The following is a 13910-nucleotide window of genomic DNA, read 5'->3' as shown; positions in this document are numbered from 1 at the left end:
GAGGCAGCGAAGATAAGCAGGCGAGAGAGCCCGCGCAAGCCGATTAACAATGATTTGACACACACCCGCGCCCGGCGCTCCATCCCGCCCCTTGTTGACTTTTGAAATACCCAGGCATGGCCTTCACGCTGCACCCGTTCTCCGACATCCCGACCGAAGACTGGATGAGTCTCCTGAATCACCCGGACGTGATCCGCCACATGCCACTCGCTGATCGCCATTGGACGCGGGACGCTGCCGCGGACTGGGCCAAGGGCAAAGACGCGCAATGGCTGGAGCGTGGCTATGGGCCGTGGTCCATCCGGGTGGACGGCCAGTTTGCAGGCTGGGGCGGTTTTCAGCGCGAAGGCGATGAGGCCGACCTCGCGCTGGTTCTGCTGCCGGCCTACTGGGGACACGGTGCCGAGATGTTTCGCGGCTTCATGAACCGCCGGGCGGAACTCGGCATTGGCGCGGTCAGCATTCTGCTGCCGCCGAGTCGTTCTCGAACCCGGGGCCTGGCCAGACTCGGCTTCGCCCCGGATGGCGAACTGACGTACGAAGGCCAGCGTTTCCTGAAATTCCGGGCCTTGGGCTGATGCGGGCCGAAGGCCGGCCGCCGCTGCGGGCCGTCGGGCGTCAGGAGGCCGGCGTCAGGTTGCCGCCCAGCACCTTCCACAGCGCCACGCGGTTGGCCTGTTCGGACTGCCGCAGGGCGATCAAGGCCTGCTGCGCGGCGTACAGGCCGCGTTGCGCGTCGAGCACGGTGAGGTAGTTGTCCACGCCCGAGGTGAAGCGCGCTTCGGAGAGTTCGAAGGCGCGCGCGTTGGCGTCCACCACGGCCTGCTGCGCCGCCAGGCGGGCCTCCCATTGCGCGCGTTCGGCCAGCGCGTCCGAGGCTTCGCGAAACGCGGTCTGGATGGCTTTTTCGTACTGGGCCACCGCGATGTCGCGGTTGGCCTGGGCCACGTCGACCGAGGCGCGCGCGGCGCCGCCGTCGAAGATCGGCCAGCGGATCTGCGGCACGAAGCTCCAGGTGTTGTTGCCGCTGCCGAACAGGTTGTCCAGCTCGCGGCTGCCGGTGCCGATGCTGGTGCTCAGGCTGATGGTGGGGAACAGCGCGGCGCGCGCCGCCGCCACGTTGGCCGACAAGGCCTGCAGGTTGTATTCGGAGGCGCGCACGTCGGGGCGCTCGAGCAGCAAGGACGACGGCAATTCGGCCGGCAGCGCCATCAGCGCGGCGGGCGCGGCCGCCGGCTCGGCACGCAGGGTCTCGGCGGTGGGCAGCCATTCGCGGCGCAGGCCGCTGCCCACCAGGGCTTCGAGGGCGTTGCGGTCCTTGGCGACCTGGGCCGTGAAGGCGGCCACGTCGCCGCGCGCGGTTTCCACGGTGATGCGGTTCTGCGCCAGCACCAGGCCCGAGGTGCCCCCCAGCTGGTGGATGCGCTCGGTGAGCTGGTAGGCCTTTTCGCGGCCGGCCAGGGTGTCGCGCGCCAGGGTCAGGCGGGCTTCGTTGGCGGCCAGGTTGAGCCAGGCGTTGGTGACGTCGGCCACCAGCGTGATGCGCACGTTGCGCTGGTTTTCCTCGGACTGCAGGAACTGCTGCAGCGCCGCCTCGTTGAGGTTGCGCACGCGGCCCCAGAAATCGAGTTCGAAGCTGGTGATGGCGAGTTGCGCGGTGTACTGCGTGGAGGTGGTGGACTGGCCATTGCTGGCGAGGTCGGCCGCGGTGCGGCTGCGGCTGCCCTGCGCGGTGGCGGCGACGGTGGGCAGCTGGGCCGCGCTGGTGATGCCGTACTGCGCGCGGGCGCGCTCGATGTTGGACAGGGCCACGCGCAGGTCGCGGTTGTGGGTGAGCGCCTGCGCGATCGACTGGCGCAGGCCCGGGTGCTGCACCCAGGCCAGGCGCTGCGAGGTCTGCACGGCGGCGGCGCTGGCGTCCACCACGGCCAGCGGCTGGCCCAGCGTGGGGGCGACCACGCCTTGCACGTCGGGCTTGGCCGGGGGTTGCACGGCGCAACCGGCCAGCAACAGGAGCAAGGCGCCGACGGTGGCGGCCCGCTGGAAGGGGGGGGTCGTCATGGGGTGCATCACGCTTCTCCTCCTTGGTGCGACAGCGCGGGCGTGGCCAGGGGCGGCACGGCGGCGGCGGCCTTCGCGCGCCTGCGCTGCACCCAGCTGCGCACCAGCAGGAAGAACACGGGCACGAAGAACAGGCCCAGCGAGGTGGACAGCACGGTGCCTCCGAGCACGGCGGTGCCGATGGCCTGGCGGCTGGCCGCGCCCGGGCCGGTGCCCAGCGCGAGCGGCAGCACGCCGAAGCCGAAGGCCAGCGAGGTCATCAGGATGGGGCGCAGGCGCCGGCGCACCGCCTCCAGCGTGGCGTCGAAGATGCTGCGGCCCTGGTCCTGCAGCTGCACCGCGAACTCCACGATCAGGATGGCGTTCTTGGACGCCAGCCCCACGGTGGTCAACAGCCCCACCTGGAAGTACACGTCGTTGGACATGCCCCGGAAGTACGTGGCCAGCAAGGCACCGACGATGCCCAGCGGCACCGCGAGGATGACCGAGAACGGCACGCTCCAGCTTTCATAGAGCGCGGCCAGGCACAGGAACACGAAGAGGATGGAAATGGCGTACAGCAGCGGCGCCTGCGCGCCCGACTGGCGCTCCTGCAGGGACGCACCCGTCCATTCGTAGCCGATGCCCACCGGCATCTCGGCCATGATGGATTCGACCGCGCGCATCGCATCGCCCGAGCTCACGCCGGGCGCCGTGTTGGCGATCATCTCCATGGCCGGCGAGCCGTTGTAGCGCAGCAGCTGGGGCGCGCTGCTGGTCCAGGTGGTGGAGGTGAAGGCCGCGAGCGGCACCATCTCGCCGTTGCGGTTGCGCACCGTCCACTTGCCGATGTCCTGCGGCAGCATGCGGTAGGGCGCGTCGCCCTGCACGTAGACGCGCTTGACGCGGCCGTTGTGCACGAAGTCGTTGACGTAGGAGCCGCCGACGGCGCTGGAGAGCACGTTGTTGATGTCGTTGGTGGACAGGCCCAGCGCGGCGGCCTTGCGGTCGTCGATCACCACCTTGAGTTCGGAGGTGACGTCGAAGTCGGTGGTGCGCATGTTGGTCAGCGAGGGGTGCTGGCCGGCCAGCTCGACCACGCGGTCCTTGGCCGCCCGCAGCGCCTCGTTGCCCAGGCCGTTGATGTCCTTGAGCATGAAGTTCACGCCGGCGTCCGAGCCCAGGCCGCGCACGGCCGGCGGCATGGAGACGAAGATGCGCGCCGCGCGGATGCGCGAGAGGTCGCGCGTGGCCTTGCGCGAGATCGCCTCGGCGCTCTGCTCGGGGTTGGGGCGTTCGTCCCAGGGCTTGAGGCGCACGAAGATGTTGCCCGAGCTCTGGTTGCCGCTGTTGCCCGCGATGGAGTTGACGCGCAGCACATCGGGCTGGGCGTTGAAGTAGCGGGTGATGTCCTGCAGAACGGTTTCGAGCTGCGCGTCCGACGAGCCGGCCGGCAGCGTCACGCTGGCGGTGATGAAGCCCTGGTCTTCCACCGGCAGGAAGGAGGTGGGCAGCTTCTGGAACAGGAACACCACGCCGCAGACGAGCAGCGCGAACAGCAGCATCACGCGCTTGCTGCGCAGCAGCAGCTGGCGCACCGCGCCCTGGTAGCGGGTGGAGTTGCGGTCGAAGCCGGCGTTGAACCAGCGGAAGAAGCGGTCCACCCAGCCCAGCATGCCTTTGCGAGCGGGCGCGCCCTCGTGCAGGTGCTCGGTGGGTTTGAGGATGGTGGCGCACAGGGCCGGCGTGAGCGAGAGCGCCACCAGCACCGAGAACGCCATGGCCGAGACGATGGCGACCGAGAACTGCCGGTAGATCACGCCCACCGAGCCCGAGAAGAAGGCCATCGGGATGAACACCGCCGAGAGCGTGAGGCCGATGCCCACCAGCGCGGGTGTGATCTCGGCCATGGACTTGATGGTGGCCTCCTTCGCGGGCAGACCCTCCTGGTGCATCACGCGCTCGACGTTTTCCACCACCACGATCGCATCGTCCACCAGCAGGCCGATCGCCAGCACCATGGCGAACATGGTGAGCATGTTGATGGAGTACCCGAGCACCGAGAGCACGCCGAAAGTGCCCAGCAGCACCACCGGCACGGCGATGGCGGGGATCAGCGTGGCGCGCAGGTTCTGCAGGAAGATGAACATCACGATCACCACCAGCACCATGGCCTCGGCCAGGGTGACGGCCACTTCCTTGATGGAGGCGCGCACATAGGGCGTGGTGTCGGAACTGATGACGCCGGTGATGCCGTCGGGGAAGAAGGGCGCGAGTTCGGCCATCTTGGCGTTGACCGCCGTGGCCACGGCCATGGCGTTGGCGCCGTCGGCCAGCACGATGCCCAGGCCGGCGCCGGGCTGGTTGTTCAGGCGGGACTTCACCGTCAGGTTGTCGGCGTCCAGCTCGACGCGGGCCACGTCGCCCACGGTGACGAGCGAACCGTCGGCGGCGGCCTTGAGCACGATGCCGCGGAATTCGTCCACCGTCTTGAGCTTGGTGCGCGCCGTGATCGTGGCGTTGAGCATCTGGTCCTTCACCGCGGGCAGCGCGCCGAGCTGGCCGGCGGAGACCTGGGCGTTCTGCGAGTTCAGCGCCGAGACGATGTCCGAGGGCATCAGCGCGAACTGCTCCAGCTTGCCCGGGTCCATCCAGATGCGCATGGCGTAGCTGGTGCCGAACACGCTCACGTCGCCCACGCCGTCGATGCGCGAGATCACGTCGACCACGTTGCTGGTGATGTAGTCACCGATCGCCACCTGCGTGACCGTGGGGTCGGGCGAGGTGAAGACGTAGGTCATCAGGTTGTCCTGACCGCCCTTGTTCACGAACACGCCCCGGCTCTTCACCGCCTCGGGCAGCCGGTTCATGGCCGTCTGCAGCTTGTTCTGCACCTGCACCTGGGCCACGTCGATGTCGGTGCCGGGGGCGAAGGTCAGCTGCGTGCGCGAGCGGCCGGCGGAGTCGCTGGTCGAGCTCATGTAGAGCACGTTGTCGATGCCCTTGAGCTGCTGCTCGATCACCTGGGTGACGGAGTCGGCCACGGTCTCGGCCGAGGCGCCGGTGTAGATGGTGTTGATCGAGACGCGCGGGGGCGCGATGTCGGGGTACTGCTCCAGCGGCAGGGTGAAGATGGACATGAACCCCGCGAGCATGACCACGATGGACAGCACCCAGGCGAAAACGGGACGGTGAATGAAGAAGTGGGCCATGGTGCTGCGTGTGGAGTCCGGTTTGCTCGAAGGGGGCCGGGCTCACCCGGTCGGGGGTGGCCCGTGGGTCGCGCTCAGGGCTTGGGTGGGGCGGAAGCCGCCGGGATCTGGCCCGCCTGGCCGCCCTGCCCGGCGGGTCCGCCCTGCCCGGTGGACGCGGTGGGCTTGTCCTCCACCACGCGGTTGCCTTCCACGCGCATCGCCAGCGGCGTCACGGTCTGGCCGACACGGGCTTTCTGGAAGCCCTCGACCATCACGCGGTCGCCCGCCTTCAGGCCTTCGAGCACCAGCCACTGGGCGCCCAGGGCCTGGCCCAGCCGGATCGGCCGCTTCTCGATCTTGTTGTCGGCGTTGAGCAGCTGCACGCTGGGCTTGCCGGCCGGGTCGCGCTGCACCGCCTGCTGCGGCAGCACGATGGCGTCGCTGGCCTCGCCGGTGGACAGGCGCGCGCGCACGTACATGCCGGGCATCAGCAGGCGGTCGGGGTTGGGGAACACCGCGCGCAGGGTGATGGCGCCGGTGGTCTGGCTCACGGTGGCGCCGGTGAACTGCAGCTTGCCCGCGTGCGGGTAGCGGCTGCCGTCTTCCAGCGCCAGGCGCACCGGGGCGCCGCCGGCCTCGACCTTGCCGAAGGTGCCGGCCTGCCACTGGCGCCGCAGCTCGAGCAGTTCCGAGCTGGACTGCGTGATGTCCACATGAATGGGGTCGAGCTGGCTGATGGTGGTCAGCGCCTGGGCCTGGTTGGCGGTGACCAGCGAACCGGGCAGCACCGCGGAGAGGTCGATCTGGCCGCCGATGGGGGCCACGATGCGGCTGTACTGCAGGTTGATGCGGGCGTTTTCCAGCGCCGCCTGGGCCACGGCCACGTCGGCTGCCGACTGGGCCACCTGGGCCTGGCTTTCGTCGAACACCTGGCGGCTGATGGCGTCGATCTTCACCAGTTCGGCGTTGCGCTCGGCGTTGGTGCGCGCGGTCTGCGCGGAGGCGCGCGACTTCGCCAGGGCCGCCTCGGCGCTCTTGACGGTGGCTTCCAGCGTGCGCGCGTCGATCTGGTACAGCGGCTGCCCGGCCTTGACCACCGAGCCCTCGGTGAACAGCCGCTTCTGCAGGATGCCCGAGACCTGGGGCCGCACCTCCGCGCTCTGCGAGGCCCGGGTGCGGCCGGCCAGTTCGGTGGTCAGCCCCTGGGCCTGCACCACCACCGTCAGGTAGCCGACGCTGGGGGCGGCCGGGGCGGCGGCGGGCGCCTTCTTGTCACCGCAGGCGGCCAGCGCGAGCACCGCCGCCCCCACCAGGGCCAGGGTCCAGCGCCGTGCGCCGGGGCGCTGTCGAACCGGAGAGGGAGCGGTGGCGGACAGGGCGACGGGGGACACCCGGCGTGGCTCATCGGATGCAGCGAAGGTCAATGGCATGGAAGTCGGGACGGGCTGTGGGGTGGAGACGCGGTGGGGCAAGCGGCGGTTGCGACCGCAACATGCCATTGTGCGCATGCAAACATGTCTGGAATGTAAACGCACTCGAAGCGCTCCAAAAAAGCCCGGTTCCGAGAAAAACCGCAAAAACGTCAAACCCCTTTGCGGCAGATTCTTCCGCCGGCCGGCGCCGGTTCCCCGGCGGTCCGTTGGCACGCGCCCTGCCCCGCAAGGATTCGCCGAATCCTTTCAACCCCCATCGGGAGCACGCCCATGGCCAGCAGCCGCACACTCGAAAAACAGGCATCCATCCATGCAGAGCAGGACCGCCGCGACCAGCGCAAGAAACGCGCCCCCGCCGCGAAGAAGCGCCCGCCCCAGACCGGTGCGCGGGCCCAGCCCACGAAAATGCCCGAACAGCACCTCGATGCGGACGACCAGGAGTCTGATCTGGAACTTCGCCCTCGGTTCCTGGCGCCCGACTATTTGGGCAGCCAGAAGCTGCAGGGACAGGCGGCGCTGATCACCGGCGGCGACTCCGGCATCGGCCGGGCGGTGGCGGTGCTTTTCGCGCGCGAGGGCGCCGACGTGGCGATCGCCTACCTCTCGTCCTCGGAAGACGCCGAGGAAACCCGGCGCCATGTGGAGGAAGAAGGCCGGCAATGCCTGGTGCTGCAGGGCGACGTGAAGGACCCGGCCTGGTGTGAGGCAGCGGTGAACGAAACCGTGAAGGCCTTCGGCAGGCTGGACATCCTGGTGAACAACGCGGCGTTCCAGAAGCACGCCGAATCCATCGAGGACATCGACGACGAGCGGCTGAAGGAAACCTGGGACACCAACCTGGGCGGCTACTTCCGCATGACACGCGCCGCCCTGCCCCACCTGAAGGAAGGCGCCTGCATCATCAACACCGGCTCGGTCACCGGACTGCGCGGCAGCGCCCACCTGCTGGACTACGCCGCCACCAAAGGGGCCATCCACGCCTTCACCAAGTCGCTGGCGAGCAACCTGCTGCCGCGCGGCATCCGGGTCAACGCCGTCGCGCCCGGCCCGGTCTGGACCCCGCTCAACCCGCGCGATCAGCCGGCCGGGAAAGTGAAGGATTTCGGGGAAAAGACCGACTTCCAGCGCGCCGCCCAGCCCGAGGAGCTTTCGCCGGCCTACGTCTTTCTGGCCTCGCCCTGCTGCTCGGGCTACATCACCGGCGTGGTCCTGCCCGTCACCGGCAGCGTGGACGCGATCTGAGCGCGGCCGTCAGGGTGGGGCGGCCACCGGCGCTTCGGCGACGACCAGCTCTTCCCGGCGCTGGTCGATCTCGCCCTCCAGCCGCGCCCAGTCCAAGGCCCTGCTGTCCAGCCCGGGAAAGAGATGGGCCTCTTCCCATTTCATGTGCCCAAGCGCGCGCAGGCACAGGTCCGTGAACCGCTGGGCATGCTGGTCGTCGTCGGGCTTGAGCGTGCGCAAGGGATTGATCTGCGCGTGCAGTTCGGCGTGCTCGCGCTGGGCCGCCGCCAACAGCCCTGCGTCCGCCACGGCGGCTTCGCGCAGCGCGGGGTACAGCAGCTCCTGCTCCAGGGCGGCATGCACGGTCAGTTCGTCCAGCACGTGGGCCACCAGGGCGCCGCGCTCCAGGGCGGCCGTCTGCGGATCCAGCTCCTGGAACCGGCGGTGGGCCTGTTTCACGCGCAGGTGATCCCCCTTGAGCCCGTCCACGATGTGGCGGCGGGCGGCGTCCGAGATCTCGGCGGGCGTGGCATCGGATCGCATGGGCGTCTCCTTGCGGAAGGGCTTCAAAAAAGCCGGGAGGGGCGTTGGCCTCTCCCGGCTTCAGGCGCCAGCGGCGTCAGCTGTTGTCCTTGTTCTGCTTGCCCGACGGCGGTGACCCGCTCTCGTTCTTGCCCGTGCCGGCGGTCTGCTGGCGGCTGGAACGCCAGGTGGAGAACTCGTCGGAGAACTTCTTGAAGCGGTCCTGGCGCCACTGGTTGTAGTCGTCGTCCAGTGCGCGCATCTGCTCACGGCGCCATTGGCTGTAGTCCGGGTCGAACTGCTGCTCCTGCGGGTCGCCTCGACCGCTGTAGCCGGACTGCGAGCCGCTGTAGCTGCTGCCCATGCCACCGCCGTATCCTCCGGGGCCGGCGTAACCGGCACCCCGGTAGTCGCGGTCCAGGCCGCTGGGCCGGTTGAAGCGCTCGCGCTGCTCCTGGCCGTAGCGGTCGTCGTCGTTGTCGCGCAGCCCGTACTGGCCGTACCGAGGCGCGTCACCGCGGTATGGGCCGGAGCCGCCGGGGCCGTAGCGGTCGTCCTGGTCGCGCTGACCGTAGCCGCCCTGGCCGTACGACGTGTCCTCATCGCGGAAACTGCCAAGGTCGCGTTGTTGTTCGCGGCGCCAGTCGCTGCCGCCCTGCCAGGCGTCATCGCGACCCCGACCGTGGTCGCCCTGCGGTTGGCGCGGCGACTCGTACCCACCGCCTTGCTGGCGGTTTTGCGAGCTGAAAGCCTCTTGCTGGTAACCGCCCCGCTGGCGGTTCCGGTTGTCCTGTTGTGCCATGGGTGTGTCCTTTCAATGATCGGATGCATGAAACGGATGCGGGCGCCGTTCGCCGGCCCTCGGCATCCACGGCTGGTTGGGCAAAACGCGTTCCCGCTGTGGGTGCCGCGACGCGCGCGCCGGCACCGGGCACGCTGTTTGCCCCAGGCGCAGGTCGCCACCCCAAGCCCACGCCACCATGAGCCTGTCCTTCCCCGCCCCACCCGTCCCCGCGCACGTGGCCCATGCCCACGAACTGGTGCGCCGCCTGGGCGAACCCCTGCTCGGCGGCAACCACGCCGAGGTGCTCGGCGATGCGAGGGCGGCGCGCGCCGCGCTCGTGGAGACGCTGATCGGCGCGCGCGACCACATCAACCTGGACGCCGCCCTGCTCGAGGTGGGCGAAGCGCAGGACGGCCTGCTCCATCGGCTGGTGGCGCTGTGCCGGCAGGGCGTGCGTGTGCAGGTGCTGGCCGCCAACCCGCGCCAGGAAGCCGAGCTGGGCCCGCTGCGCCGGGCCGGCGCCACCGTGCGCATCCTCGAACGGCCCGGCGGCCTCAGCGGCTGGGTGGCGCAGCGCTTCCAGTCCATGCAGCGGCAGCTGGCGGTGGTGGATGGCCGCACGGCCTGGTGCGGCCCGGGCTCGCCATCCACCGGCGCGGGGGCTCAGGGCCCGCACCTGCGCGTGCGCGGCCCCATCGTCCAGCGCGTGCAGCGGCTCTTCCTGGACGGCTGGAAGACCGCCGAACCCCGCCTGCCCGCGCCGCCGCCGCAGCACTTTCCGCCCATCGCGCTCGCGGGGCGCCAGCGCATGGGCATCGCCACGCGCGCGGGATCGGCGCAGCCCGCCCCGGCCGCCGGCTGCCCGCTCATCGGTGCCGTGGAAACGGCGCGCTTCAGCGTCTTCATCGCCCTGGCGCGGCGCGCGCCCTCGCGCCGGTTGGTGCAGGCCATCGCTGGCGCGGCCGGCCGGGGCGTCAATGTGTCGGTGCTGCTGCAGCACGGCGGCGCGCCCCACGCCTGGCCCTGGCGCGCGAGCTGCGCCGAACTCATGCGGGCCGGCGCCTGGCTGTACCAGGCGGACGGCAGCCAGCCCCTGCCAGCGCACAGCACCGTGGACGGCGTGTGGTCCAGTGTGGCGATCGACGGCGGCTCGGGCTGGCACAGCGGCGACGTGATCGATGCGGCGCAGCTGCTCGTGCTCGATGCGGCGTTCGCGAGCGAACTCGACGACGTCTGCCAGGCGGCCATGGCGCACGCCCTGCTGCTCGATGCCCATTCCCTGGCCGGCCCGGCGCCCTTGCGCCGTTGGTTCGGCCCCACGGCCCCGGCGCGGGCACCGGTGGCCGATCACAGCAGCCTCACGTCGGTCGGCCGCCCCGTCGAAGGGCCGGGCCTGAGTCCTTGACGCCCTGGCGGCCCTGGGCGCCGCCGCGCCGCGCCGCGGCCTCGCTCCAGGCGTAGGCCGGCAGCGCCAGGGCGAGCGGCAGCAGGTAGTAGGCCGCGCGGTAGGCCAGCACCACCGCGAGCACCTCGGTGGCGGGCAACACGCCGCCCAGCGTGGCCACGAACACCGCCTCCAGAACCCCCAGGCCGGCCGGCACGTGCGTGATCACGCCGGCCACGGCGGCCATCAGCAGCGCACCCAGCACGAGGGCGAAATCGACCCGCCCCTCGAACAGCACCCACACGATGGTGCCCATCAGCAGCCAGTTCGCGCCGCCGGCCAGCGCCTGCACCAGGGCCAGGCGGCCGCCGGGCAGCGCCAGTTCGTGCTCGCGCCACTTCAGCGTGCGGGGGCGCGAACCGCGCACAGCACCAGGTAGGCCAACGCCAGCGCCACCATCGCCGCGCCGAGGGCGCGCAGCACGGTGTCGCCCGGCGCCCACCCACCCGGCAACGTGGGCGGCGACCACAGCAGCACACCCCCGCTCACCCACAGGTAGCCCAGCCAGTTGGTCGTCATGCTCAGCGCGATCACCTTGGCCACCGTGGCCGCGGCCACGCCCCAGCGCGTGTACAGGCGCAGCCGCATCGCGAAGCCGCCCACCAGCGCGCCGAAGTTGAGGTTGAAGGCGTAGCTGATGGCCGCCGTGCCCAGCGTGCGCGGCACCGACAGGCCGTGCCGCGTCAGGTGGCGCCCCACCAGGTCGAAGCCGGCGTAGACCCCGTAGCTCAGCGCCGCGAGGCCGGCCGCCAGCGCCAGCCGCCCCGCCGACAGCTGCCGCAGCGACACCCACACCTGCGGCCAGTCCACCGCGCGGGCCTGCTGCGCCACCAGGGCCAGCACCAGCGCGGCCAGGGCCCACGGCGCGATCCGTTTCGTCCACCGCCAGAGGCGCTGCCGTGCAGGGCTCACGGAAGCACCTTCGTCCTGCGGACCGCGGGGCGAGCTTGCCTGGGGGCGGCCCTGCGTTGCGCTCATGAAGGGTCCGGGTCGACGGTCATGGCCACCACGCGCGGCTCGCGCGCCGTGGTCTGCCGGGTCCAGTCCGGGAAGCGCCTCAGCGCGTGGAACACCACCATGCTGCGCACCGCGATCCAGGCCGACCGCAGCCGGCTCGGCGTGGGCAGCTCCACGCGCTGGCAGCAGGTCTGCAGCAGCTCGTCGATGCGCCCGCAGAGGTGGCGCGCGAAGGCCTCGTCGCGCACGATCACGTTGGCCTCCAGGTTCAGGCTCAGGCTGGTGGGGTCGAGGTTGCTGGAACCCACGGTGGCCCAGAGGTTGTCCACCACCGCCACCTTGCCGTGCAGCGGGCGTTCGTTGTACTCGTAGATGTTGATGCCCGCGCGCATCAGGTGGCGGTACAGCAGCTCGCTCGCGCGCTTGACCCACAGCATGTCGGGACGGCCCTGCAGGAAGAGATCCACCTGCACCCCGCGCCGGGCCGCGCGGCGCAGGTCGCGCAGGAAGCGGTAACCGGGGAAGAAATAGGCGTTGGCGATCAGGATGCGGTGGCGCGCGCTGCGGATCGCCGCGCGGTAGTGGCGTTCGATGTCGCTGCGGTGTTCGTTGTTGTCGCGCGTGACGAAAGCGGCGAGCGCGCCTTCGCCCGTCACCTCGGCCACGCCTTTGCGGCGCAGGCTCGAGCGCCAGCGCCGCAGCCATTGCCCCCGCGCGGGCTGGGGCGACTCGACGTTGGCGCGGCAGAAGGCCTGGATCTGGCCCACGAGCGGGCCTTCGATCTGCACCGCGTAATCCTGCTTGGAGAGTTCGCCGAACTCCATCAGATGGTCGATGGAGTAGTTGATGCCGCCGACGAAGGCGATCCTGCCATCCACCACCACGATCTTGTGGTGCATGCGGCGCAGCAGGTTGACGCGCGCGCCCAGCACGCGCTGCACCGGCTCGAAGGCGCGCAAGTGCACCCCGGCCTCGAGCAGCGGCTGCGTGAACGAGGCCGGCAGATCCGGCGAGCCCCAGCCGTCCACCAGCACATGCACCTGCGCTCCGCGCCGCGCGGCGCTCAGGAGCGCCTCGTGCAGCTGGCGGCCCACCTTGTCGTCGAACAGGATGAAGGTCTCCAGCAGCACTTCCTTTTCGGCGTTGGCGATCGCCTCGAACACGGGCGGGTAATAGCCTTCGCCGTTCTCCAGCAGCGTGATCCGGTTGCCGGGCACCCAATGCGAGTTCATGGCGCGGTCTCCAGGTGGATTTCAGCGGCCAGCGGTGCGTGGTCGGACAGCCGCGCCCAGGGACGCCGCGGCATGGGAACGGGCAAGGCGCGTGCCACCCCACGCACGTAGATGCGGTCCAGCCGCAGCACCGGAAAGCCCGACGGGAAGCTGCGCGCGTGCTGGCCATGCGCGTGGCGGAACACCTCGCGCAGGCCGCTGGGCGCCAGCAGCCCGTCGGCGCGCAGGCGCCAGTCGTTGAAGTCGCCGGCCACCACCAGCGGCGAGTCCGGCGGCACATAGCGGCTCACGATGTCGCAGATCATGCCCAGCTGCTGGCGCCGGTGCGATTCGCGCAGCCCCAGGTGCGCGCACATCACGTGCATGTCGGGCCCCAGGCCCGGCACATCGAGCACACAGTGCAGCATGCCGCGTGGCTCGAAACCGTTGATCGACAGGTCGTGGTTCTCGCTGTGCAGCACCGGAAAGCGCGACATCACCGCGTTGCCGTGGTCCAGCCCCTCGGCCACGGCGTTGCGGCCGTAGGCGTGCTGCGGCCAGATCTCGTCGGCCAGGAACTCGTACTGCGCGGCGCTGGACCCGTTGCCGCCTTTCACCTCCTGCAGAAAGACGATGTCGCTGCCCATGGCGCGCACCGCTTCCCGCAGCCCGTGCAGCACGGAACGGGTGTTGAAGACGTCATAGCCCTTGTGGATGTTCACGGTGAGTACCTGCATGAGCCATGCTAGGCAGGGCACCGCGCCGCCCTCTGTCAGACAAACGCGCATTCGCGCGCAGGCGGTCACCGCTTCGCACCAAGCCGGGGCGGCGCTGCGGCGCCGAATGCACCTGCCGGCATCGGTTCGCCCTCGTTTTGGTGCACCGCCCCGGCCGAACCCCACGCAAACCGCTGGCACGCTTTCTGCTCACACCCCAAGCGCAAGAAGAGCGATCTGGGGTCCGCCCCGAGACAGCTCGGCACTCAGGTGCACTAGGGTTCCGACCACGAGATGGCTCGTGGTGTCTGGTCCGAGAGTGTGCCGGCCTCATCGCAGGCTCCACGGAGGGACAAAAGCCCGGGAGAACGATCACAGATCGGTTCTT

Annotated in this window: 12 protein-coding genes and 1 riboswitch; of the genes, 3 read left to right on the top strand and 9 right to left on the bottom strand. The window is 70.3% G+C overall.

Annotation, left to right across the window (positions count from 1 at the left end; translation table 11 throughout):
* Positions 1-116: 116 nt before the first annotated feature.
* Positions 117-578, top strand: a complete 462-nt coding sequence (locus ACFJI0_RS05555) for a GNAT family N-acetyltransferase (protein ID WP_382323719.1) — start codon at positions 117-119, stop codon at positions 576-578.
* Positions 579-618: 40 nt separating this feature from the next.
* Here the strand turns inward: ACFJI0_RS05555 and ACFJI0_RS05550 are convergent, their stop codons facing one another.
* The 3 genes from ACFJI0_RS05550 to ACFJI0_RS05540 form a co-directional block, all read right to left on the bottom strand.
* Entirely contained in the window at positions 619-2061 is a 1443-nt protein-coding gene (locus ACFJI0_RS05550) for an efflux transporter outer membrane subunit (protein ID WP_382323718.1), read from the bottom strand.
* An 8-nt stretch (positions 2062-2069) separates the two neighbouring features.
* The gene (locus tag ACFJI0_RS05545; protein WP_382323717.1) at positions 2070-5252 is read right to left on the bottom strand and encodes an efflux RND transporter permease subunit; all 3183 of its coding nucleotides are present in this window, start codon (positions 5250-5252) and stop codon (positions 2070-2072) included.
* Between the two features lie 74 nt (positions 5253-5326).
* Positions 5327-6625 (bottom strand): efflux RND transporter periplasmic adaptor subunit, encoded by a 1299-nt coding sequence (locus tag ACFJI0_RS05540; RefSeq protein WP_382323716.1) that lies wholly within the window; start codon positions 6623-6625, stop codon positions 5327-5329.
* Between the two features lie 312 nt (positions 6626-6937).
* Between ACFJI0_RS05540 and ACFJI0_RS05535 the strand changes: the two genes are divergently transcribed.
* The gene (locus ACFJI0_RS05535; RefSeq protein ID WP_382323715.1) at positions 6938-7909 is read left to right on the top strand and encodes an SDR family oxidoreductase; all 972 of its coding nucleotides are present in this window, start codon (positions 6938-6940) and stop codon (positions 7907-7909) included.
* A gap of 9 nt (positions 7910-7918) precedes the next feature.
* On the opposite strand, the gene ACFJI0_RS05530 is transcribed toward ACFJI0_RS05535, so the two are convergent.
* Positions 7919-8431: a hemerythrin domain-containing protein gene (locus tag ACFJI0_RS05530; protein ID WP_382323714.1), complete on the bottom strand. Its 513-nt coding sequence runs from the start codon at positions 8429-8431 to the stop codon at positions 7919-7921.
* A 76-nt stretch (positions 8432-8507) separates the two neighbouring features.
* Positions 8508-9212, bottom strand: coding sequence for a hypothetical protein (locus tag ACFJI0_RS05525; RefSeq protein ID WP_382323713.1), 705 nt, complete (start codon positions 9210-9212; stop codon positions 8508-8510).
* Between the two features lie 178 nt (positions 9213-9390).
* On the opposite strand from ACFJI0_RS05525, the gene ACFJI0_RS05520 reads away from it, so the two are divergent.
* On the top strand, positions 9391-10599 hold the full coding sequence (locus ACFJI0_RS05520) for a phosphatidylserine/phosphatidylglycerophosphate/cardiolipin synthase family protein (protein WP_382323712.1): 1209 nt from the start codon (positions 9391-9393) through the stop codon (positions 10597-10599).
* Here the strand turns inward: ACFJI0_RS05520 and ACFJI0_RS05515 are convergent.
* The 4 genes from ACFJI0_RS05515 to ACFJI0_RS05500 form a co-directional block, all read right to left on the bottom strand.
* Positions 10553-11080 (bottom strand): lysylphosphatidylglycerol synthase domain-containing protein, encoded by a 528-nt coding sequence (locus tag ACFJI0_RS05515; protein WP_382323711.1) that lies wholly within the window; start codon positions 11078-11080, stop codon positions 10553-10555. The two genes, ACFJI0_RS05520 and ACFJI0_RS05515, sit on opposite strands and share 47 nt — an antisense overlap.
* Positions 10978-11550, bottom strand: coding sequence for a YbhN family protein (locus ACFJI0_RS05510; RefSeq protein WP_382323710.1), 573 nt, complete (start codon positions 11548-11550; stop codon positions 10978-10980). The genes ACFJI0_RS05515 and ACFJI0_RS05510 overlap by 103 nt, the downstream gene beginning before the upstream one ends.
* Before the next feature lie 62 nt (positions 11551-11612).
* Positions 11613-12827, bottom strand: coding sequence for a cardiolipin synthase ClsB (gene clsB / locus ACFJI0_RS05505; protein ID WP_382159707.1), 1215 nt, complete (start codon positions 12825-12827; stop codon positions 11613-11615).
* Positions 12824-13543 (bottom strand): endonuclease/exonuclease/phosphatase family protein, encoded by a 720-nt coding sequence (locus ACFJI0_RS05500; protein WP_382323709.1) that lies wholly within the window; start codon positions 13541-13543, stop codon positions 12824-12826. The genes clsB and ACFJI0_RS05500 overlap by 4 nt, the downstream gene beginning before the upstream one ends.
* A 243-nt stretch (positions 13544-13786) precedes the next feature.
* Positions 13787-13891, top strand: a riboswitch (guanidine-I (ykkC/yxkD leader).
* Positions 13892-13910 lie beyond the last annotated feature (19 nt).

The sequence above is a fragment of the Hydrogenophaga sp. UC242_53 genome (assembly GCF_042696965.1).
Classification (GTDB): domain Bacteria; phylum Pseudomonadota; class Gammaproteobacteria; order Burkholderiales; family Burkholderiaceae_C; genus Hydrogenophaga.
This window is presented reverse-complemented; position numbering and strand designations above follow the sequence as displayed.